At 46.6% G+C, this 23,425-nt stretch carries 18 protein-coding genes; 11 read left to right on the forward strand and 7 right to left on the reverse strand.

Going from position 1 to position 23,425, the window contains the following annotated elements:
* The first annotated feature begins 510 nt into the window (after positions 1–510).
* The 4 genes from GVI43_RS04285 to GVI43_RS04300 all read left to right on the forward strand — a co-directional run bounded on the left by GVI43_RS04285 (position 511) and on the right by GVI43_RS04300 (position 5,617).
* Entirely contained in the window at positions 511–1,989 is a 1,479-nt protein-coding gene (locus tag GVI43_RS04285) for a mannitol dehydrogenase family protein (protein ID WP_159565518.1), read from the forward strand.
* Entirely contained in the window at positions 1,986–3,002 is a 1,017-nt protein-coding gene (locus GVI43_RS04290) for a zinc-binding alcohol dehydrogenase family protein (RefSeq protein ID WP_159565519.1), read from the forward strand. The genes GVI43_RS04285 and GVI43_RS04290 overlap by 4 nt, the downstream gene beginning before the upstream one ends.
* A 13-nt stretch (positions 3,003–3,015) precedes the next feature.
* A complete protein-coding gene (locus GVI43_RS04295; RefSeq protein ID WP_159565520.1) occupies positions 3,016–4,038 on the forward strand; it encodes an Ldh family oxidoreductase in 1,023 nt (340 codons plus the stop codon).
* 331 nt (positions 4,039–4,369) lie between these two features.
* On the forward strand, positions 4,370–5,617 hold the full coding sequence (locus tag GVI43_RS04300; protein WP_159565521.1) for an MFS transporter: 1,248 nt from the start codon (positions 4,370–4,372) through the stop codon (positions 5,615–5,617).
* A 103-nt stretch (positions 5,618–5,720) separates the two neighbouring features.
* Here the strand turns inward: GVI43_RS04300 and GVI43_RS04305 are convergent, their stop codons facing one another.
* From GVI43_RS04305 to acuI, 7 genes are all read right to left on the reverse strand, one after another.
* Positions 5,721–6,644: a hypothetical protein gene (locus GVI43_RS04305; protein WP_159565522.1), complete on the reverse strand. Its 924-nt coding sequence runs from the start codon at positions 6,642–6,644 to the stop codon at positions 5,721–5,723.
* A 117-nt stretch (positions 6,645–6,761) separates the two neighbouring features.
* Complete coding sequence (accC, locus tag GVI43_RS04310) at positions 6,762–8,132, reverse strand: acetyl-CoA carboxylase biotin carboxylase subunit (RefSeq protein WP_159565523.1); 1,371 nt, start codon at positions 8,130–8,132, stop codon at positions 6,762–6,764.
* 11 nt (positions 8,133–8,143) lie between these two features.
* On the reverse strand, positions 8,144–8,608 hold the full coding sequence (gene accB / locus GVI43_RS04315) for an acetyl-CoA carboxylase biotin carboxyl carrier protein (protein WP_159565524.1): 465 nt from the start codon (positions 8,606–8,608) through the stop codon (positions 8,144–8,146).
* 41 nt (positions 8,609–8,649) lie between these two features.
* Positions 8,650–9,093, reverse strand: coding sequence for a type II 3-dehydroquinate dehydratase (gene aroQ / locus GVI43_RS04320; protein ID WP_159565525.1), 444 nt, complete (start codon positions 9,091–9,093; stop codon positions 8,650–8,652).
* Positions 9,094–9,322: 229 nt separating this feature from the next.
* On the reverse strand, positions 9,323–9,928 hold the full coding sequence (gene msrQ / locus GVI43_RS04325) for a protein-methionine-sulfoxide reductase heme-binding subunit MsrQ (RefSeq protein ID WP_159565526.1): 606 nt from the start codon (positions 9,926–9,928) through the stop codon (positions 9,323–9,325).
* On the reverse strand, positions 9,928–10,929 hold the full coding sequence (gene msrP, locus GVI43_RS04330; RefSeq protein WP_159565527.1) for a protein-methionine-sulfoxide reductase catalytic subunit MsrP: 1,002 nt from the start codon (positions 10,927–10,929) through the stop codon (positions 9,928–9,930). The genes msrQ and msrP overlap by 1 nt, the downstream gene beginning before the upstream one ends.
* Positions 10,930–11,071: 142 nt before the next feature.
* Positions 11,072–12,052, reverse strand: a complete 981-nt coding sequence (gene acuI, locus GVI43_RS04335; RefSeq protein WP_159565528.1) for an acrylyl-CoA reductase (NADPH) — start codon at positions 12,050–12,052, stop codon at positions 11,072–11,074.
* Positions 12,053–12,403: 351 nt separating this feature from the next.
* On the opposite strand from acuI, the gene csrD reads away from it, so the two are divergent.
* The 7 genes from csrD to yhdP all read left to right on the forward strand — a co-directional run bounded on the left by csrD (position 12,404) and on the right by yhdP (position 23,424).
* On the forward strand, positions 12,404–14,308 hold the full coding sequence (gene csrD / locus GVI43_RS04340; protein WP_159565865.1) for an RNase E specificity factor CsrD: 1,905 nt from the start codon (positions 12,404–12,406) through the stop codon (positions 14,306–14,308).
* 301 nt (positions 14,309–14,609) lie between these two features.
* Positions 14,610–15,653: a rod shape-determining protein MreB gene (mreB, locus tag GVI43_RS04345; protein ID WP_029097016.1), complete on the forward strand. Its 1,044-nt coding sequence runs from the start codon at positions 14,610–14,612 to the stop codon at positions 15,651–15,653.
* Between the two features lie 180 nt (positions 15,654–15,833).
* Positions 15,834–16,946 (forward strand): rod shape-determining protein MreC, encoded by a 1,113-nt coding sequence (gene mreC, locus GVI43_RS04350; protein WP_159565529.1) that lies wholly within the window; start codon positions 15,834–15,836, stop codon positions 16,944–16,946.
* Positions 16,943–17,431, forward strand: a complete 489-nt coding sequence (mreD, locus tag GVI43_RS04355; RefSeq protein ID WP_159565530.1) for a rod shape-determining protein MreD — start codon at positions 16,943–16,945, stop codon at positions 17,429–17,431. Before mreC ends, mreD begins: the two co-directional genes overlap by 4 nt.
* An 8-nt stretch (positions 17,432–17,439) precedes the next feature.
* On the forward strand, positions 17,440–18,036 hold the full coding sequence (locus GVI43_RS04360) for a Maf family protein (protein ID WP_159565531.1): 597 nt from the start codon (positions 17,440–17,442) through the stop codon (positions 18,034–18,036).
* The gene (rng, locus tag GVI43_RS04365) at positions 18,033–19,502 is read left to right on the forward strand and encodes a ribonuclease G (RefSeq protein ID WP_159565532.1); all 1,470 of its coding nucleotides are present in this window, start codon (positions 18,033–18,035) and stop codon (positions 19,500–19,502) included. Before GVI43_RS04360 ends, rng begins: the two co-directional genes overlap by 4 nt.
* A gap of 94 nt (positions 19,503–19,596) precedes the next feature.
* Positions 19,597–23,424, forward strand: a complete 3,828-nt coding sequence (gene yhdP / locus GVI43_RS04370) for an AsmA2 domain-containing protein YhdP (protein WP_159565533.1) — start codon at positions 19,597–19,599, stop codon at positions 23,422–23,424.
* Position 23,425: the final 1 nt, after the last annotated feature.

The following is a 23,425-nucleotide window of genomic DNA, read 5'->3' on the forward strand; positions in this document are numbered from 1 at the left end:
GTCTTAAATGACTCAGCCGCCTATCTAATTCATCACTTTACCCAAAATTGATATACCAATCCTGCCGACCAAATTAACTGCGGTGCATTGAATAATCTGATTATTATCATTTAATTATAGGAGAAAACTTCATAATCACGGCTGCTAACTGGTTTACCAAAATTTGCTCTGTTTGCTTTTTTTATTATCTAAAAATGAATGGCTGCATTCGGATGTTTTTAAATATCGCTTATAATTCAATCAAATAATGTTCATTTCACTCTGGTTGGATTTTTATGGTATACCAATATCGGTCTGTGTTTTATAATCGGCGTCACATTTTTATGCTTCTCTAAAATTTCATAATAAATTAAAAAATTAATTCGTTGTTAATCAGTTTGTTATGCTATTTCCATGATCGTATCTATTATCCTCTCGATATTAAGGTTTACCATTTGCGATCTTGATCACTGATTTTGGTATATTGATTAAGCAAAATTGGTAAACAAAATGGTAGCCGAGAACGCTTTAATGGAAACGGAAAATAATCTTGTGGAAATGGCAAATCACAGCTTAAAGACCACCTACCCACAATCCGAATTAGAAACCAACATCGTGCATATTGGTTTTGGTGCCTTTCATCGAGGCCATCAGGCTGTTTATAACGATTTGACCAATGAAATAACGGGAAAACGTTGGGGGATTTTTGAGATCAACATGTTTGGTAGTGCTGAGCTTATTGACGCGCTTAACGCCCAAAATTGTATGTTTACGGTAGTGGAAAAATCGGCAGGCTCAACAAATAGCCGCCGGGTTCGTACCATAACCGGAGCGCTACACACGCCGGACTCCGGTATTCAGGCCGCAGTAGATAAGCTGACTGAACCGCAGGTCAAAATTGTTTCTTTGACAATAACCGAAAAAGGGTACTGTACCGACCCGCAATCTCGAAAACTTGATCTTGCCAATCCCCTTATCGCGCACGATCTTACCAATTCTCAGCATCCCCAATCCGCTATCGGTCTGATCGTTGAAGCATTACGAATACGTCGTCAAAGGCAACTAAGGCCATTTAGCGTACTGTCGTGTGACAATATTCCAGAAAATGGCCACCTGACCAAAGGGGCGATTATTAAGTTTGCAAATCAGCTCGATCCTATGTTGGCACTGTGGATTGAACAAAACGTCACCTTCCCAAATACCATGGTGGATCGCATTGTCCCGGCTATGACGGCTGAACAGTTTGAGGTGATTAAAGCCGAAACGGGCTATGCGGATCCGTGCGGCGTGGTATGCGAAGATTTCCGCCAGTGGGCGATAGAAGACAACTTTATTGCAGGCCGACCTGACTGGGATAGAGCCGGTGCAATGTTTGTCAGCGATGTGGTTCCCTATGAAGAAATGAAGCTACGTATGTTGAACGGCAGCCATTCGTTTCTTGCTTATAACGGTAGCCTTGCCGGGTATGAATTTATCTATCAATGCATGGAAGATCCCGTATTTAAAGCGGCCGTGCATTATTTAATGATTGAAGAGCAGGCCAAATCTCTAAACCCCAATTTGGCCGTGGATGTAAACCAATACGCGCAGTTGCTTATTGAACGATTTAGCAATCCCAACATTAAGCACAAAACTGGTCAAATCGCTATGGACGGCTCCCAAAAGCTTCCCCAACGGGCGGTAGACCCCTATTTCACGCTACAGGCACGCGGCATTAGAGGCATCGCTCTGGCAACGCTGATTGCTGGCTGGCTTCACTACGTGATTAATGCCGTTTCGCAGGGCCAGAGCGTTTCCGATCCTCTCGGTAATCAATTCTACTCATTGATTAAAAGCCACAGTTCGCCGTGGGAACAGGCTCTGTCATTACTTCAGATAAGTAGCATCTTTGGAACTCAGGCAAAGGATAACGCCGATTTTTTAAACGACGTCCAACAAGCGTTTACCCATATCGAATCGGACGGCGTAGCCGCCACAATTAACCATTTACTTCTACAAGGTCACGTATGAAAACACTTATTTGCCATTGCCCAGAAAAAATCGAATACGTTGAAAGGGATTTGCCCAATTTAAACGACGATGAAGTGCTATTAAAAATAAGGGCCGTGGGTATTTGCGGCACTGATATTCACGCTTTTGCCGGGCGGCAGCCATTTTTCTCCTACCCACGGGTTCTTGGCCATGAAATTTGTGGCGCGGTGGAAAAACTGGGCAAATCGTGCCGAAGCGTAAAAGTCGGACAGCGCTACAGCGTTATTCCCTGTATCCCTTGTGGCGTTTGTGTCGCCTGCCGGGAAGGAAAAACCAACTGCTGTGAAAAAGTTTCTTTGTATGGCGTTCATCAAGACGGGGGATTTACCGAATACCTGGCCGTCCGTGAGCAAAATCTGGTCGCGCTGCCGGACAATCTTACCGACAGCGCGGGCGCATTGGTCGAGTGTTTTGCCATCAGCGCACATGCGGTACGCCGCGCAGAAGTTAAACCGATGCAAAACGTGCTGGTGGTGGGTGCCGGACCTATTGGGCTGGCAGCGGCAGCGATAGCAAGAGCGAAAGGCGCAAATGTGGTAGTGGCAGATATTGATGCAGGACGCCGTCGGCAAATCGCTGAGAAAGTTGGAGTGGATACGCTTGATCCATCCGATGAGAATTATATTGACGCGTTAAAAACGTGCTTTAGTGGTGAACTAGCCTGCATTCTATTTGACGCTACTGGTAATAAGTCCTCCATGAGTAGATCCGTCAACCTTATTCGCCACGGAGGAAAAATTGTATTTGTCGGCCTGTATATTGGCGATTTAGTCATTGACGATCCTACTTTCCATAAGAAAGAGACCACCTTATTAAGTAGCCGTAATGCAACGCGCGAAGACTTTGAATGTGTGATTGAGTTAATGGCTATGGGGACTATTAACGAAATGATGATGAAAAATAAGGAATACGATTTTTACACGTTTGGCCATCAATACAAAGAAAACGTTGTAGAAAATAAAGAGTTAGTTAAAGGCGTCATTAAATTTTAATAGTGGGATACTTATGTCTATCGTATTAGTTAAAGAAAATAAGCTAAAAGAGTTAGTTATTAATAAATTAACTCATGCTGGCTTGAATAGTGAAACCGCCGAGCAGGTAGCGGATGTTTTAGTTCACGCCGATCTTACTGGAGTTCACTCTCATGGGGTGATGCGCGTGGAGCACTATTGTATGCGTCTGCGGGCTGGCGGGCTTAATCCACAGGCAAATGTAAGTATTGAACAGATTTCACCTTCCGTTGCTATTTTGGATTCCGATGATGGAATGGGGCACTCTGCGCTGATTGCGGCGACGGATCACGCGATTAAGCTAGCAACAGAAGTAGGGTTAGGCTTTGTCGGCGTTAAAAACACCTCCCACTGTGGGGCATTGTCCTACTTTATTGAACGGGCTACTCATCGGGGGAAAATAGCTATCGCTATGACGCAAACAGATACTTGCGTTGCCCCACACGGCGGAGCCGAACGGTTTTTGGGAACTAACCCCATCGCATTTGGTTTTCCAGTTAAAGACGAGTATCCAATAATTGTTGATATGGCGACCAGTGCCGTTGCATTTGGCAAGATTTTACACGCCAAAGAAACCGGACAGCACATCGGGCACGGTCTGGCGCTAGACAAAGAGGGGCGTATCACCACCGATCCTCATAAAATAGAAAATTTATTACCCTTCGGCGGACATAAAGGTTCGGGTATCGCTTTGGCTATTGACGCCCTGACTGGGGGGTTGATGGGGGCAAATCTTGGCAACCATATTGTTCGCATGTACGGTGATTATGACAAGATGCGAAAACTGGCGAGCCTCATTATTGTGATTGATCCTCAGGTATTGGGTACTCCGTTATTTTCTAACGCCATGAAAAATATGAGAGATGAACTAAGAGCGGTAACGCCCGTTCCCGGCGTTGATAAGGTTCTTGCGCCTAACGATCCTCAAATGACATATAAAGAAAAATGTCTGAATGAAGGAATTCCGGTAGCCGAAAGTATCTATCAATATCTTATCGGCCCACGGTCGCATGAATAATATTTTAGGCAGGTTTAGCATGTCATAGAGAACTATAAAAATGTCGGGGAAAAGGATAACGATAAAGGCAAGCTGTCAGTATCCGATTTGTTTTCTAATCCTTAATCTCTACAAATACAATGCATATAACCGAAAATGGAGGTTCACAAATTCTATATTGAATTCAGCTATTATTTAGCTACGGTATGAAAATTGGAAATAGAATAAGAAATTAATAATTAATATCCAAAAAGACAGATATGACTAATGTGGGACTCATTTACGCCATATTATTGATAAAAGAGAATTAAAACCAATTGGTAATAGAAATATCTTTATCATGGAGAAAAAAATGTACACTAATCGCAGGTATTTTATACTTATACTCCTTTTTATTGCATCAATGATTAACTATATTGACCGGGCGGCATTATCTATTCTTGCTCCTTACATTACTGCAGACCTCAACGTTAACAAGGCTGAATTGGGACTTATTTTCAGCAGCTTTGCTATTGGCTATGCGGTGTTTTGTTTCGTCGGCGGCTGGCTGGCCGATAAATATGGGCCTCGGCGGGTATTTGCTGGCGCAATGGGCCTGTGGTCGCTGTTTGCGGGCCTCACCTGCGCGGCATTCAACTTTACTTCGTTATTTATTATCCGCGTTATCTTTGGTGCAGCTGAAGGGCCTATGGGCTCAGTAACCAACAAAACCATTGTGAAATGGTTTCCCGCCACTGAGCGTGCCAGAGCCGTGGGTGTCTCTTTTTCCGGAAATCCGATGGGTGGTGCCGTATCGGCCCCGATCATCGCCGCCTCCGCACTGGCATTCGGATGGAAAATGACATTTATCGGCATGATGTTGATTGGTTTCGTCTGGGTTGTTATTTGGCTTGCGGCGACAAAAGGTTCTGAAAGCAAAGAAAGCGAGGGTAGCTCTACTCTCCCATCCGCGACGTTACCCGATGCCCAAGACGTTAGCGTACCAAACGAGAAACTTTCCTTTTATTTGAAACAGCCGATTATTCTTTATACTGCGCTGGCGTTTTTTGCCTATAGCTATATTCTATTTTTCTTTATGACCTGGTTCCCGAGCTATCTTCTGGATGCGCGGGGGCTTAATATGCGCGATATGAGTATTGCCAACGTATTACCTTGGTTACTTGGTTTCGTTGGGCTTATTTCCGGTGGATTCATTTCAGACTATATTTATAAGGTTAGTAAGAATCTTCTGTTTTCACGCAAAATAGTCATCGTTACTGGGTTAATTATCGCTGCTATTTGTATTACTGCCTCCGCATTAGTCGCTAATCTCTATGGCGCAATCGGTCTGATGTCTGTCGGCATGTTTGCCATGTATGTCACGACTTCCTGCTATTGGGCTATTGTGCAGGATACGGTGAAAGGCAGTAACGTTGGCGCAGTCAGCGGCTTTATTCATTTCCTTGCCAACCTTGCTGGCGTGTTCGCGCCTATGATTACCGGTTTTATTGTTCAGGGAACTGGGGAATATTATTCGGCATTCTATCTGGTAGGTGCATTAGCAATAATATCGGCCGTTTTGTTAATGATGGGTGGCCGCAACAAAGTTGCAATAATTTAAATCAATAACAACAAAATAGCTGAATAAGATTCTTTATTCAGCTATTTAATTACCGTTGATTTTCACCTTGAAATTACTTCTAACGCACAGTCACAATAGACGCTTATTCATCCGTCGGTGCCGTGCCGAAGATATAGCCAATAGCAAACTTCTGCGTTAGATAAGAGATATAGGTAAAGATAAACAGGTTAATAATAATAGCCATCGCCGCGTAGATCATCAGGGAGGCATAAATATTAAATATATTAATAAAAACAATAAAAGAGATAAGCAAATTAACCACAACCGTGAGGGTGAGTAACATAAAAGAGCTGAGTAAGCCTGAAAGTAAAATAGGCTTAATCTCAAGGCGTGACTGAGGGGTATTTCTTATCTTTATATAAACGTTAAAAGAGATAAAGGCGTTAATAATGGTTAAGATCAGGAAGGGCATCTGTAAGTATGAGGATATTGAGTACCACTCAAAATAGGGTAGAAATGAAATCAGGCAACAGTAGAGTGATGCTATCAGGGCAGTATATAAACACGCATTAATTTTTGTGGTATTTTCTTCTGCTTCTATCGTGTTAGTGCGCGCTTCCGGTGCCAGTGCGATCCTCAATATAAAGAACAGCGCAATAAAAATCAGGTAATAACAAATAAAGCCAAATACGGCGATAAGCGCTGATAGGTGCTCATAGCCACTAATACGTTCGACCGTCGGATAAATGAGGTTAGTAATAATAAACTCGGATGCTATACCCGGTATTTTTAATTGAAGAAAGAAAAAGATAGCGCTGATAAACCAAGCTTTGGGCGTTGCAAAATAGGCCTTTCCTTGGTTCAGTGAGGCGAACAGTAGGAATATTAACGTTGAATCAATGATGAAGTAGGGAATTTGGCTAATAAATGAGAGTTCATCTAACGCACCGCTTTCAACAAAAAATCGAATGTTGTAATAAATTAAAAATAGCAAATTAGCCAAAATAATAGCCAAAGGCAGGGCGAACTGTGCATTTCTTTTTAAGATGATATTTTTTGACGTCACCGGGATCGCTCCTCGTTAGATAAATAAGCAGCCACAATTGTGATATACAGGTTCAGGCCTATAATAAAAAAGGTCGATTTTCATCGACCTTTTCACAATATCAGAACCAGTAACTAATTACTTTTCCTGAATGCCCAGCATTTTTTCCAGATAATGAATGTTGGTTCCGCCTTTCTCGAACCCTCTATCATTCATGATCCGCATTTGCAGACTTACGTTGGTTTTAATACCGTCGATAATCAGCTCGGCCAGCGCATTCTTCATACGGGAAATGGCAACTTCACGGGTTTCACCGTAAGCAATCAGTTTACCGATCATTGAATCATAGTATGGCGGTACGGTGTAGCCGGCATAGATATGAGATTCCCAACGAATGCCAAAACCGCCCGGTGCGTGGAAACGAGTGATTTTGCCCGGAGAAGGTAGGAAGTTATCCGGATCTTCTGCGTTAATACGGCATTCGATAGCGTGACCATGAACGTGAATATCTTTTTGCTTGATAGACAGTTTCTGACCGTCGGCAACGCGAAGCTGCTCTTTGATCAGATCAACGCCGGTAATCATTTCAGTGACCGGATGCTCTACCTGAATACGGGTGTTCATTTCGATGAAATAGAACTCGCCGTCTTCATATAGAAATTCAAACGTACCTGCGCCACGGTAACCGATTTCAATACAGGCTTTAGTACAGCGTTCGCCGATATAACGACGAAGCTCCTCAGTAATGCCCGGTGCCGGTGCTTCTTCAACCACTTTCTGGTGACGACGTTGCATCGAGCAGTCGCGTTCAGCCAGATAAACCGCATTTCCCTGACCGTCGGCCATGATCTGAATTTCGATATGGCGTGGGTTTTCAAGGAATTTTTCCATATAGACCATGTCGTTATTGAAAGCCGCTTTGGCTTCCGCACGGGTCATAATAATGGACTCTTCCAGATCTTTGTCGCTGCGTACAACGCGCATACCACGACCGCCACCGCCGCCTGAGGCTTTGATGATAACCGGATAACCGATGTGTTTAGCAAACTCACGGTTTCTTGCCATATCGTCATCAAGCGGGCCATCAGAGCCCGGTACGCAAGGTACGCCAGCTTTTTTCATCGCATGGATTGCAGCAACTTTGTCACCCATAATGCGGATGGTTTCTGCTTTTGGTCCGATGAAAATAAAGCCAGAACGTTCAACCTGTTCTGCGAAGTCAGCATTTTCAGATAAGAAGCCATACCCAGGGTGGATTGCGTCGGCGCCGGTAATTTCAGCGGCGGCAATCAACGCCGGGATGTTCAAATAGCTTTTTACCGATTGAGCAGGCCCGATACATACCGTTTCGTCTGCCAGCAGTACGTGTTTTAAATCGCGGTCTGCGCTGGAGTGAACGGCAACCGTTTTAATTCCCAGCTCTTTACAGGCACGTAAAATACGTAATGCGATCTCACCGCGGTTCGCGATGACAACTTTTTCAATCTTGTCCAGTTTCTTCTTAGACATAGCTCGCCTCGTTATTCGATGATGACTAGCGGCTCGTCAAATTCTACCGGCTGTCCGCTTTCTAACAGGATAGCTTTTACTACGCCTGATTTATCAGCTTCGATTTGGTTCATCATTTTCATTGCTTCAACGATACATAGGGTATCGCCAGCAGAAACGGTTTGCCCCACTTCGATGAATGCTTTCGCATCCGGGCTTGGGGTACGGTAGAAAGTACCAACCATTGGGGAGCGCACGATATGGCCGCTGATAGCAGCAGGCGCTGCTTCAACCGGTGCTGCAACGGCAGCAGGAGCTGGCTGAGCGGCAGGTGCCATCATTTGAGGCATGGCATATTGCTGCATAGGCATAGCGTAACTACCGGCAACCGGGCCACGGCTGATACGAACTGACTCTTCGCCTTCAGAAATTTCTAGCTCGTTAATGCCAGACTCTTCAACCAGTTCGATCAGTTTTTTAATCTTACGAATATCCATAGGTGTGATTCCGTATTCTCTTGTTGTGTTGAATAAAAACGTTATTGCAGTCGGCGGGCTGCCGCCTGCAGGGCAAAGTCATAGCCGTCGGCACCTAAACCACAGATAACACCGACTGCAATATCAGAAAGATATGAGTGATGCCTGAATGGTTCGCGGGCATGGACGTTAGACAAGTGAACTTCAATAAAAGGGATATTGACGGCCAATAGAGCATCACGAATAGCCACACTGGTGTGGGTGAATGCGGCCGGATTGATTAAAATGAAATCTACTGAGCCACGAGCCTGATGAATTTTATTAACGATCTCGTGCTCTGCGTTTGATTGCAGATGTGAAAACTCAAAGCCTAAACGTTGGGTTTCGCTATCTAATTTTTTGACAATATCAGCCAGCGTAGTATGGCCATATTTCTCTGGCTCGCGGGTACCTAACAGGTTTAGGTTAGGACCGTTTAACAGCAAAATGTGCGCTTTTTTCGTCATTGTGCTGGCATCTCCGGCAATCAAACAGTAATCGTTAAAAATAACCCGATGTTAGCCAATTGTCACTAGTCTAATTGGAAAATTGTAGGGTATCGAAAAATTAAAGTGCGCCATTATATCTATATCGACGAAATTAGCAGCCTTTTACTGGTCTTATCAGCGAAGATTGTTTAAGCAGTTACGGTAAGGCCTTGTTCGATAAGCCCTTCACGCAATAAAAAGATGAAAGTTATTTGCGATTTCGCATCCAATTCGTGACCTTTTTATAGCGAAAAGTTAACAAAAACGCGGAAATCAGGGCATAGATTACCAGCTGTAGGGATAGCACCTTCGTTGATAGTAATCCGTGTATTGGCGCTAATATCGCTACCAGATAGACGAAGTTATGTATCCGTTGCCAGTGATAACCGAGTTTCCGCTGTAGATTCTGCGTTGAGGTGATGGCCAGCGCTAGCAGTATTATCCAACTGATAATGCCCAGTATCAGGTAATTACGTTTAGCCAGCTCGCCGAGCAATAGCGACATATCCAGCCCCAGCTCAAGAACGCTGTAGCTGACTAAGTGCAAAGACGCCCAGGCAAAACACCATAAGCCCAGTAACCGGCGGCATCTCACCAAAATTGGCATGTGCAGGTAATGGGCAAGCGGTGACACTAATAGCGTGGCTAACAGTAATTTTAGGGCCATTTTCCCGGTGTAATGCTGAATATCTTTTGCCGCATCGGCGCTTAGCCAGCCCTGATTAATTGACAGGAGCAGCCACAGAAAGGGGATAAAAGCCAGTAAGTGCAATACCAGCTTTAGCCACTTGAGGTTTTTGGGTGTTAGGCGCACTAAAAGTTGCTCCGTAAATCCAGATCTTTATACAGAGACGCAACTTGATCTGCGTAACCGTTAAATAGCAACGTTGGTTGGCGTTTTACATCCAGAATACCGCCGGAACCGATCACCCGTTCCGTGGCCTGAGACCAGCGCGGGTGGTCAACCGTAGGGTTTACATTGGCGTAGAAACCGTATTCATTGGGGGCACTCAAATTCCAGGTTGTTGGTGGCCGTTGTTCCGTTAGTTTGATTTCAACAATAGATTTAATACTTTTGAAGCCGTACTTCCACGGAGTAATCAGCCGTACCGGAGCGCCATTCTGATTAGGCAGAGCCTTGCCGTAAACGCCAACGGTGAGCAACGTTAAGGGATTCATTGCTTCATCGATACGTAGCCCTTCAACATACGGGTAATCCAACCCACCGCCGACAAACTGGCTGGCCTGACCGGGCATCTGTTTAGGATCGTAAAGCGTCTGAAAGGCAACATATCGCGCCTTGCTGGTGGGTTCTGCCAACTGAATCAGTTTACTTAACTCAAAGCCAATCCACGGGACGACCATCGACCAGGCTTCGACGCATCGCAGGCGATAAATACGTTCTTCCAGCGCGAAACGTTTAAGTAAGTCGTCCATATCGAGCACGATCGGCTTTGCCACTTCACCGCTAATACGAATTTTCCACCCTTCAGTTTTTAACGTTCCGGCATTAGCGGCGGGATCGGCTTTATCTAAGCCAAATTCATAGAAATTATTATAGCCGGTTACTTTATTTTCAGGCGTTAAGGGCAGATCGGGGTGATAAACCGCTGACTTGGTAAAGTTCAGGGGTTTACTTGCCGATACCGGCGCTTTTTCATCGCCCTTAAGCCAGGACAACAGTTCGGCCTGAGCGCTAACTGGTAAGGTTAACGCGGCGGCAGTAATGCCCAGCGCTTGTAATACCTTGCGGCGTTGGTAAAAAATCTCTTCAGGCGTGACGTTGTTTTCGGTTAACTTCGATTTATTGACCATGATGGTTTCTCTGCCTGAATGAGGGACATAAGGATATCTTATAGACAAAGGATTGTCGGAAAAGTGCTTTTACGCCAGTAGATAAAAAGAATCAAAGCGTAACGCCGTAGGTGAATAATCCGACGTTACGTTTATGGCATATTTAGCGGATCCGAACAATAACCCGGCCGGTGACGGTATTGTTGAGTAACTCAGCGGCCACCTTAGGTACTTCAGCCAGCGATATTTCTGTGGTCGCTAAGCGGTAGAAGCTTTCCGGTAGGATTTCCGCCAGACGTTTCCACGCCTCAGCCCTGCGGGCTGCCGGGGTCATGACGGAGTCAACGCCCTGTAGGCGGACATTTCGCAGAATAAATGGCATCACGGTAGTCGGAAGCTGGTAACCGCCCGCCAGACCGCAGGCTGCAACGGTAGCGTTATAGTGCATTTGGGCAATGATTTTTGCCAGCATATCGCCACCGGCTACGTCAATTGCTCCGGCCCAGAGCTGTTTTTCTAGCGCACGGGCTGGCTCATTGAAACGCTCTCTTTCAATGACCGAGTTCGCGCCAATAGAGCGCAGGTACTCGGCATTTTGCTGGCGCCCGCTGACGGCGGTGACTGTGTATCCCAGTGCGTGCAGCAAGGCCACCGCCGTACTGCCCACTCCACCACTGGCTCCGGTCACCAAAATGTCACCGCTTTCGGGCGTAATGCCGCCATCTTCCAGCGCCATAACGCACAGCATCGCGGTAAAACCGGCGGTGCCAATAATCATCGCTTTGCGTTGATCCAGACCCGCAGGCAGGGGAATCAGCCAGTCACCGTTGACCCGGGCTTGCTCTGCTAGCCCACCCCAGTGTGTTTCTCCCACGCCCCAGCCGGTAAGTAATACATTCTGACCGGCCTGAAAACGCGGATCTTCGCTGGCACGGACCGTACCGGCAAAATCAATACCGGGTACCATAGGGAAATCGCGAATAATTTTACCCTTACCGGTTACCGCCAACGCATCTTTATAGTTAATACTGGACCAGTTCACGTCTACGGTTACGTTACCCGCCGGTAATTGCTCTGCTGAAATGTCTCGTAATGACGCTACAGTTAGCCCATCTTGCTGCTCAAGAATTAGTGCTTTTGTCATATTATGGCTCTTATCCAGAAGGTTCGAAGGGACGGATGGATAGTAACTCGTTCATCCGGCATTCAGTATTTGGGGTATTATTCGCTTTTGCTCCACGGGGGGCAATCAATAAGGTGCTAACCTCTGAACATTGCGGGCTGATAATTCAGCATTAATTCACCTTCATTAGTCTTTTTACTCGGAAATCCTGTTTTTATCATAAGATTATTTTTTCTTTAAAAAATAAGGAATAGGCCAGTTAAATTCTAATAAATTAGCTATAATTTAGTTCGTTAGTTGAAATTTTCATGGATGAGGTAGTTTTCTCTCATCATCTATTTATCTTACTGATTAGAATTGATCTTTATGGGAATGAGACTTACCGCCAGATTATCTATTTTTATCTCTTTATTAGTTTTTCTGACCATGATTATCGTGCTCATTACCAGCATGTTGAGCATCTATTTTGTCGGAGAAAATAGAATGGAGAAGCATTGGCGGGCGCTTGCTTCTACCGTTGATCAAGCCTTGAGTCATCAATCTTCAGAATATTATAACGACTGGCTTCCGGCCCTTATATATGCGACCGACGTTCGTCATTTGACGATTAGTGACGCGCAAAACAACGTGATATATACCCATTCCAGTGAACGCAGAACCGGGTTCTGGGATCGCTTTCATAGTTTGAGCGAGGCCGATCTTGAACTGCCGCTGCATCCGAATTATGACCTGAAGATTGTCTATGCCAGTCCTATCCTGAGCACTATTTTTTCTATTCCTACGCTGTTATCTATATTAACCACAGCCGTTTTTATCTCACTGATTTTGTTTTTGTGGATCCGCTGGTTAAAACAACAATTTAACGGATTGCTATTGTTAGAAGAGCGATCGTGGCGGATTCTGGCAGGGGAGCGGGAAGAGGTGGCCGCGGGCAATATTCATGAGTGGCCGGTGAATACCAGTGGGGCAATAGACCGCTTACTGTCAGATTTGAAAAATTTGAGCGAAGAGCGGCTCCGGGTAGACAAACTGATCAGAGCTTTTGCCGCTCAGGATTCGCAAACCGGGTTAAATAACCGGCTGTTTTTTGATAATCAGCTGGCAACACAGTTGGAAGAGAACAATGTTCACGGCGTAGTCATGATGATCCGCTTACCTGAGTTAGAGCTGTTAACCGAAGCTCACGGTAAAGAGGTGGTCGACGATCTACTGTATATGCTGGTGAACATGCTCTCGACGTTTATTATGCGTCATCCTGCTGCGCTGTTGGCGCGCTATTTTAGTAACGATTTTAGCGTGATGTTACCGCATCGTTCCTTAAAAGAGGCCGATGCGATAGCCAGTCAACTGGTGAACGCGGTTGGCACATTACCGATCCTCCCGAGCATCAAGCGTGATTCTCTGATTCATATTGGTATTTGTGCATACCATAGTGGCCAATTGCCCGATCAAATAATGGATAATGCCGAGCAGGCAGCCCGCACCGCAGAGCTGCAAGGCGGAAACGGGTGGTCCATTTACGATAGCCCGGTGCAGAATGTGGTCAGAGGTAGCGTGCGTTGGCGGACCTTGCTTGAACAGGTATTAAGCCGTGGTGGCCCGGATATTTACTATAAGCCAGCGGTGAATATTAACGGTAAGCTGAACCATCGAGAGATATTGGTTCGTATTCACGACGAAAAGGATGAATTACAACCCGCAGAGTTTATGCCATTGGTGCAGCAATTTGGGCTGACGGAGCGCTTTGACCGACAGGTTATTGGCAAAAGCTTACCGTTACTCGATTTGTGGCCGAACGATTCAATTGCGGTTTCAATCACCGTTGATTCCCTGTTAAAACACTCTTTTCAAATATGGCTACGGGATAATTTGCTGGAAAGAACGAAAGAACAGCGTAAGCGAATTATATTTGAACTTGCTGAGGCCGATGTTTGTCAATATAGCGATCGTTTACGTCCGGTTGCCCGTTTATTAACCGCCGTTGGCTGTCGTTTAGGCATTATGCAAGCCGGTTTAACCGTTGTCAGTACCAGTTATATTAAAATAATGCCGATTGAAGTGATAAAGCTTCATCCGGGACTGGTGCGAAATATCGATCGGCGGTCAGAAAATCAGCTGTTTGTCGATAGCTTAGTCAGCGCTTGTGAAGGAACAAATATTGCCGTTATGGCTGCGAGTGTCAGAACGCATCTTGAATGGGAAACGCTGCGTTCTCGCGGGGTTGTGGGTGGACAAGGTGACTTTTTTGGCTCGCCGATACGTATTCCAACCTCATAATGAAAAAATACTGGCGTTATCATCATTTTTAACTCTGAATTATGTATGTTTTTCACGTAGAATAGCGTTCCTTGCTGACCTATCTTTATTTGCTCGTACATACAATCGTGCGTAAGCCAATAAAAATAAGCTAAAAAGTTTATGCGCTGTATGTTGGTAGCCCTAAAATTCAGCATACAGATTGAGTTCACGCTGGTTGCAGTCACTAAAATGCACGCTTTTGTGCCTTGTAGCAGTCCGTCGTGATTGGTAAAGTAGGCGAATTAATATACCGCCTCAGCTTTCAGGATTACTCTCTAGAATGTTTAAGAAATTTCGTGGCATGTTTTCTAATGACTTGTCCATAGACTTGGGTACTGCGAATACTCTGATCTATGTAAAAGGGCAAGGCATCGTCTTAAATGAACCTTCAGTGGTTGCTATCCGTCAAGATCGCGTCGGTTCGCCGAAAAGCGTTGCGGCTGTTGGCCACGAAGCAAAACAAATGTTGGGTCGTACTCCTGGCTATATTGCCGCGATTCGCCCAATGAAAGATGGCGTTATCGCCGACTTCTTCGTGACTGAAAAAATGCTTCAGCATTTTATCCGCCAAGTGCACAGCAATAGCTTTCTACGTCCTAGCCCTCGGGTATTAGTGTGTGTGCCCGTTGGCGCTACTCAGGTTGAACGTCGGGCTATTCGTGAATCCGCTCAAGGTGCGGGTGCCCGTGAAGTGTTCCTGATTGAAGAACCAATGGCTGCAGCGATCGGTGCCGGTTTACCGGTTTCAGAAGCAACCGGTTCGATGGTGGTTGATATCGGTGGTGGTACGACTGAAGTTGCGGTTATTTCACTTAACGGCGTGGTGTATTCTTCTTCGGTACGTATCGGCGGAGACCGTTTTGATGAAGCGATCATTAATTATGTGCGCCGCAACTATGGCTCATTAATTGGTGAAGCGACGGCAGAACGCATCAAACACGAAATCGGTTCAGCCTATCCGGGCGATGAAGTCCGTGAAATTGAAGTTCGTGGCCGTAATCTGGCTGAGGGCGTACCTCGCGGATTTACCCTGAACTCTAATGAAATTCTTGAAGCATTACAGGAACCGCTGGCGGGTATCGTTAGCGCTGTCATGGTTGCTTTAGAGCAATGTCCTCCGGAGTTGGCGTCAGATATTTCTGAGCGTGGAATGGTGTTGACCGGTGGTGGTGCTCTGCTGCGCAATTTAGATCGCCTACTAATGGAAGAGACAGGTATTCCTGTTGTTGTCGGTGATGATCCTCTGACCTGCGTTGCCCGCGGTGGCGGTAAAGCGTTAGAAATGATCGATATGCACGGTGGCGATTTATTCAGCGAGGACTGATTTCGTTTTTGTTGCCTGAATGTAGGTAGTTATCGAGAATTAAGGCATTGGCTCCGTGGTTTTTGGAGCCTGTTTCCCTTTATCCGTGATGATGTTTGCCGTATCCGGTAACAGGAAGAAATAAGTTGTCGCTGCCTGAGGGGCTTTGGCCCCTTTTTATCGTCAAGGATAATGCGATTTATGAAGCCTATTTTTAGCAGGGGTCCATCTCTGCAGCTCCGGTTATTCCTAGCCGTCATCTTTGCTATCGTTCTGATTGTTGCCGATAGTCAGTTGAGCATTTTTTCGAAAGTACGATCTTATTTAGATACGGCGATCAGCCCGTTCTTTTTCGTAGCTAATGGGCCGCGTGATGTTCTGGATGGCGTTTCAGACACCTTTGCTTCTAGTCAAGATCTTCAAAAAGAAAACCAAACCTTAAAACAAGAGTTACTGTTGAAAAACAGTGATTTGCTGCTGCTTGGGCAGTTACAGCAGGAAAATAATCGCTTACGTCAGCTGCTGGGTTCTCCGCTGCGCGGTGATGAACACAAGATGATCACTCAGGTACTTTCTACTGAATCAGATCCTTATAGCTATCAGGTGGTTATTGATAAAGGTTTTCAGAACGGTGTGTATGAAGGCCAGCCCGTTATTAATGATAAGGGCGTGGTTGGTCAGGTGGTTGCCGTTGCCCGCAATACCAGTCGCGTTTTATTAATTTGTGATACTTCCCACTCGTTGCCGATTCAGGTTTTGCGTAATGATATTCGGGTTATTGCCGTGGGTTCTGGCTGTACTGATGATTTACAGCTGGAATATCTGCCTCGTGATACCGACATTCGCGTTGGTGATGTTCTGGTTACTTCCGGGCTGGGGGGGCGTTTTCCTGAAGGTTATCCGGTTGCCGTGGTTTCTTCAGTAACTATCGACGATCAGCGGGCAAATACGGTGATTCAAGCTCACCCTACGGTTGGCCTGCAGCGTTTACGCTATTTGCTACTACTCTGGCCAAGCGATCGGGATGGAGAACGACCGGTGCTGCCGGAAGAGGTCAGGCGTATTGCCAAAGAGCGGTTACGTCAGATGATGCCACAGGTATTGCCGCCTGAAGCAACCCCGGCTCCGACAGATACAACAACGCCAGCAGCCAGCACTCCGGCAGCGCCGGCTGGGGCAACGTCAGCGTCAACAACCGCTACGCCAGCCTCTCGTTCTACTCCGGCAACGCCTACGCCAGCCAGAAGCGTGCCAACAAACTCAGCTCCGGTCGCTCAGCCGGCAAATAGTCAGCCGCCACGGGGCCGTCAATGAGTCTCTATATTCGCTCAGGCCGTTGGGTGATTTTGCTGTCTTTTCTGATTGCTTTAGTTTTGCAGACTATGCCTTGGCCTGAAGAGTTATATCTGTTTCGGCCATCATGGGTCACTCTGATACTGATCTATTGGGTGATGGCATTGCCTCACCGGATTAGCGTCGGTACTGCGTTTGTTTTGGGTCTGATTTGGGATTTAACGCTTGGTTCGACCTTGGGTGTTAGAGGGCTGGCTTTGGGAATTATTGCCTACATTGTGGCTTTCCGTTGTCAACTCTTACGCAATATGGCGCTGTGGCAGCAGGCACTGGTTGTGGTTTTGTTGTCTTTAGTTATGGGCGTTATCGTGTTTTGGGCCGAGTTTTTAGTCCGTAATGTGACTTTCCGGCCTGAAATTTTCTGGAACAGCGTGAGCAATGGTTTGCTATGGCCATGGATTTTCCTATTGATGCGTAAAATACGCCGGCGCCTTGCCGTTAGATGAGGCTTGATATGCAACCTATTTATCTGGCCTCTGCCTCTCCCCGTCGCCAAGAATTACTGACTCTATTACAAATCCCCTTTGAAAGATTGATCGTCGATGTTGAAGAACGGCAGCAAACGGGGGAAACCGCCTCCGATTACGTTTGCCGTCTGGCACAGTCTAAGGCACAGGCCGGGGTTCAGGTCGCCAAGAAAGATTACCCGGTGCTGGGTGCGGATACGATTGTGGTGCTGAACGGTAGCGTTTTAGAAAAGCCGCGTGATAAAAACCACGCCGCCCGTATGCTGAGTGAGCTGTCAGGGAATCAGCATCAGGTGATTACGGCAATTGCATTTGCTAATCAACGAGATGTGATGTGCTATTCTGTTACCACTGACGTGGTTTTTCGTTCGCTAACTCAGCAGGATATCGCGTCCTATATTGATAGCGGTGAACCAATGGACAAAGCCGGTTCTTATGGTATTCAAGGATTCGGGGGCAGTTTTGTCCGCTCTATTAACGGTAGCTACCATGCGGTTGTAGGGTTGCCCTTAGTCGAGACTCGTGAGCTTCTGACCAAGTTTGTTCAGGTGAGCTATGGCGGTATAAATAAGGAATTGGAATGACAGCTGAATTATTGGTCAACGTTACCCCGTCAGAAACCCGCGTGGCTTTTATTGACGGTGGAATATTGCAAGAAGTGCATATCGATCGCGAATCTAAACGCGGCATCGTAGGAAATATTTATAAAGGGCGCGTCAGTCGGGTTTTGCCCGGAATGCAGGCTGCGTTTGTGGATATCGGGCTGGATAAAGCTGCTTTTCTTCATGCATCAGACATCATACCTCACACTGAATGTATTGCTGATAATGAACAAAAACAGTTTAACGTGCGGGATATTACCGAGCTGGTCCGTCAGGGGCAGGATTTAGTGGTTCAGGTAGTCAAAGATCCACTGGGAACCAAAGGCGCTCGTTTAACCACTGATATTACGCTTCCTTCCCGCTATTTAGTGTTTATGCCAGGTGCTTCTCACGTTGGGGTTTCTCAACGCATTGATAGTGAAGAGGAGCGTGAGCGGTTAAAGCAGATCGTCTCTGAATACTGCGATGAGATGGGCGGGTTTATTATCCGTACTGCCGCCGAAGGTGTAAAAAGTGAAGAACTGGCTCAGGATGCCGCCTTTCTCAAGCGCCTGTGGAGCAAGGTTCTGGAGCGTAAGAAGCGTAGCGGAACCAAAAACAAACTGTACGGTGAACTGGCGCTAACGCAGCGCGTGCTGCGGGACTTCGCCGGTGAGTCATTAGACAAAATTCGGGTCGATTCCCGCCTGACTTACGATTCGCTGGTTGAGTTCACCACTGAATTTATGCCGCAAATGACCGAAAGGCTCGATCGCTATATTGGTAAACAGCCGATTTTTGATCTGTATGACGTTGAAAATGAAATTCAGCGGGCGCTGGATCGTAAAGTTGAGCTTAAGTCAGGCGGGTATCTGATTATCGATCAGACTGAAGCGATGACTACGGTAGATATCAATACTGGCGCATTTGTCGGCCATCGTAATTTGGATGAAACCATCTTTAATACCAATATCGAAGCAACGCAGGCGATTGCCCGTCAGCTTCGGTTACGTAACTTAGGCGGTATTATCATTATCGATTTTATTGATATGACGTCTGAAGATCACCGCCGCCGGGTTCTGAGCTCTTTGGAACAGGCACTGGCTAAAGATCGGGTGAAGACCGGGGTGAATGATTTCTCTGCTCTTGGGTTAGTCGAAATGACCCGTAAGCGCACTCGGGAAAGTTTGGAACATGTGATATGCGGTGAGTGTCCAAGCTGTCGAGGTCGGGGAAGAGTGAAAACCGTTGAAACGGTTTGCTATGAAATTCTGCGTGAAATCGTTCGGGTTCACCACGCTTATGATGCCGATCGTTTTCTGGTTTATGCTTCACCAGACGTTGGTGATGCGCTGAAAAGCGAAGAGTCATACTCTTTGGCCGAGGTTGAACTATTTGTTGGAAAACAGGTTAAAATACAAATAGAACCGCTATATAACCGAGAGCAGTTTGACGTAGTTATGATGTAGCTATGATGTAGTCCGTCATTGCATTAGCGCAGAGAATATTCGCGCAGAGGTCTTGGTTTGGCCTGTGTTTAAACCGTTGAATTAGGGGGAAGGTATGGGGCGATCTAGCCACATGCTGTTAAAAGTACTCGCTGTACTATTGGTGCTGCTTACGTTGATCGTCGGTAGTCTGCGCCTCGCTTTACCCAATATTAATCAACATCGCGAATTCGTTTTAGACCGCGCCCATGACGTGACCGGCATTCCAATGCAGATAGGTCGCATGGACGGCAGTTGGGAGATGTTTGGCCCGACGTTAGATTTACGTGATATCTCTCTACAAACCCCGGCCGGTAACGTTGATATTTCCCGCGTCACGCTCGCGCTCGATGTCTGGCAGTCTTTACTGCATTTTCGCTGGCAGTTCCGCGACCTCACGTTTTATCGATTAACCGGTGATTTGGACTATACCTTTGGTCAGCCTCAGAAAGATGAAGCTAATCCGCAGGCAGGGACGCTGGAAAATATCTTCTTAAAGCAGTTTGACCATTTTATTCTGAAAGATAGTCAGATCTCCTTTTTAGGCTTTTCCGGCGAGCGGGTTTCACTCAATATACCTAGTTTAACCTGGCTCAACGATCGTAATCGTCACCGCGCGGAAGGGCAGCTTGATGTTTCCACGCCGGAAGGTAAGCATGGACTATTTCAGCTGCACTTAGATCTCAACGATCAACAGGGTTTACTGGATAACGGCACCGTCTATTTACAGGCCGATAATGTAGATATGCTGCCGTGGCTGAGCCGCTGGTTTAAGATTAACTCAGGTTTTGATAACGCTCAGTTTAGTCTGGCATCTTGGCTGCATATTAAAGACGGTGAGATTAACGGCGGCGATGTTTTACTCAGTCAGGGCAACGCGACGTGGCATAACGGGAATAATCAGCATCGGATGGATGTTGACCAATTGACGATGAATATGAGCCGTCAGCCCAATGGCTGGCGCTTAGATGTACCCTCTTTGAATTTAAAAACCGACGGCAATGAATGGCCAAAAGGTAAAGTCAGCCTGTTCTGGCAGCCTGAGGCGGTTTTAGCGTCGGGCGAAAAGCAGGAACAGCAGCTGCGTATTCGTGCCAGCAACCTGAATCTTGATCGAATCAACCCGCTATTACCCATATTTAGCTTTCTGACGCCGGACGTATTAAACGTCTGGTTTAGCCTAAAACCGCAGGGTGACCTGCCTCTGGTGGCTTTGGATATCCCATTACAGACGCCGGAACAAACCCGATTTTTAATTGATTGGAAAGACGCCAGCTGGCAGCCATGGCAACGTCTTCCCGGCGGGGATCATACTGATGGCTCTATTTCAGGAAGTGCCAGCGGCGGAATGGCTAACGTTGTTCTGAATAACAGTACGCTGCCTTATGACAGCATGTTCAAGGCCCCGTTAGAAGTCAGTCAGGCTAACGTTACGGTCAACTGGCTAAATACTAAAGATCAATTCCGCCTGTGGAGTGATAGCGTTGACGTGCAGGCGAAATCCCTGTGGGTCAATGGTGGATTTGATTTCACTTCCGTTGAGGGTGAAGAACCTTGGTTAAACATTCTGGCCGGTATTCGGGTTTATGATGGCGGTGACGCATGGCGCTATTTTCCCGTACCGTTAATGGGACAACAGCTGGCCGATTATCTTTCTTCCGCCATTCTTGCCGGGAAGTCTGACAACGCCACGCTGATTTTTTCCGGTAATCCTAAAAAATTCCCTTATCGCAACAAAGACGGGCTGTTTGAAGTCTATGCACCGTTGCGCGATGCAACCTTCAAGTTTCAGCCAACGTGGCAGCCGTTGACGGAGATGCCTATTGTTCTGGACTTTGTTAACGATGGCCTATGGATGAATGCAGCTCAGGCTAAACTGGGCAACGTTAACGCCACGAACATTGAAGCCATTATCAAACAGTTTGATCAACACCAGCTGGTCGTTACCGCTGAGGTTAGCGGTGAAGGGCGTGACGTTCGCGATTATTTCAATAACTCACCGATGAAGCCAACGATTGGCTCCGCGCTGAATGAGCTGGATATCGGCGGAAAAGTCAGTGGGCACTTACAGTTGGACATTCCGCTAAATGGCCATGAAGCGGTTAAAGCTCAGGGCAAAGTCAGATTAAATGATAATAGCCTGTTTATTAAACCGATCGGTTCTACTTTAGAAAACCTCAGCGGCAGCTTTAGCTTTGATAACGGTAACCTGCTCAGCGAGCCTCTAACGGCAAACTGGTTTGAACAACCGATAGGCCTGAATTTTAGTACTCAGCAGACTGAGAAAGACTATAAGGTGAACGTTACGCTGAATGGTAACTGGGCATTGGCAAAGCTGCCTTGGCTTCCGGACAGCGTGAAGCCTGAGTTTTCGGGTAATGCAAACTGGAACAGCGTGCTCGGCATTACGCTGCCGCCAAAAGGTACGGCTAAGTATAACGTCATCTTCAACGGCGATCTCAAAAGTGTAAGCAGTCACTTACCTGCACCGTTGAATAAAACCGCCGGGACGGCACTACCGATAAAGCTGGATGCCAGCGGTGACCTGCATGGATTTACTATGAGCGGGCTAGTTGCCGGTAATCAGGCGATTAATAGTCAATGGACGTTTGGTGAGAACCTCGTTAAGTTATCGCGCTTTGCGTGGGCGATGAACAGCGTGAAAACGCCGGCATTACCGGCAACAGAGATGTTGTCTGCTCAGCTACCGGCCCTTGACGCAGAACAGCTATTCCCGGTACTGGCTCCGCTACTCAGTACGTCAGGCGTGGCGAGTACCACGGCTAATGGCGCCGCTAGCCGATTCCAATTGCCGGAACGCTGGCGGTTCTCTTCTCCACAGGTAGCATTAGCCGGGCAATACTGGCGTAACCTAACGGTAGATGTTCATAACCAGCCGACTGCGATGACGATGGCCATTAAAGGCAACGAGATTAACGGAACGCTGAATATGCCGCCTAACGGTCCATTGCATATCGATTTGGACTATCTCTACTTTAATCCTAAAATTAATCCGCTGCTGAATACCGATAGCACCGATATGGCTCAGGTAGGTAAACGTAAAGTGCCTGCTTTTAATATTGAGCAATTACCGCCAATGATGGTTCGCTGTAAAGAGTGTTGGGGAATGGGGCAGCGCCTAGGCTCCGTGAATGCAGATCTGAGCTTCCGTCGCGATAGCATCAGTGTAACTCATGGTCTTATTGATGCTGGCGTTGCCAAACTCATATTCAAAGGCGACTGGTTACGCTCTTCTGCTGGTTCAGCAACCCAGTTTGACGGTACGTTTTCCGGAGATAAGCTCGATCGGGGAATGAATTATTTTGGTGTTAATACACCATTACAGGAGGCTCCGTTTAACGTCGTATTCAATTTCGCGTGGCAGGGTGCACCGTGGAAGCCTCAGATGAACACGCTCAACGGTCAGATGACCGCCAAGTTAGGCAAAGGCCGGATTGCCAACGTTGGCGGCCATACCAGTCAGGTCCTTCAGCTGTTAAGCTTCAATTCACTGTTGCGTAAGCTGCAGCTGGATTTTAGTGATACCTTTAGCAGCGCCTTCTTATTTGATAGCATTAACGGTACTACTACGGTAGTTAACGGTATTGCTAAAACCAATGATTTGTTAGTCGATGGGCTATCAGCGGATATCGCGATCGACGGTAAAGTTGATTTAGTCAACCGACGGCTGGCGCTTAACGCGGTAGTGGCGCCTGAAATTTCGACTACTGTGGGTGTTGCAACGGCATTTGTGATTAACCCGATAGCCGGTGCAGCGGTATTCGCAGCCAGTCAGGTCTTGTCACCAATATGGAATAAAGTTTCGTTTATCCGCTATAAAATTGACGGTGATTTTACTAATCCAGTCGTGGACGAAGTGTTACGTAAACCCAAAGAGGATTAAA

It is taken from the genome of Budvicia diplopodorum (assembly GCF_009800925.1).
GTDB lineage: Bacteria > Pseudomonadota > Gammaproteobacteria > Enterobacterales > Enterobacteriaceae > Budvicia > Budvicia diplopodorum.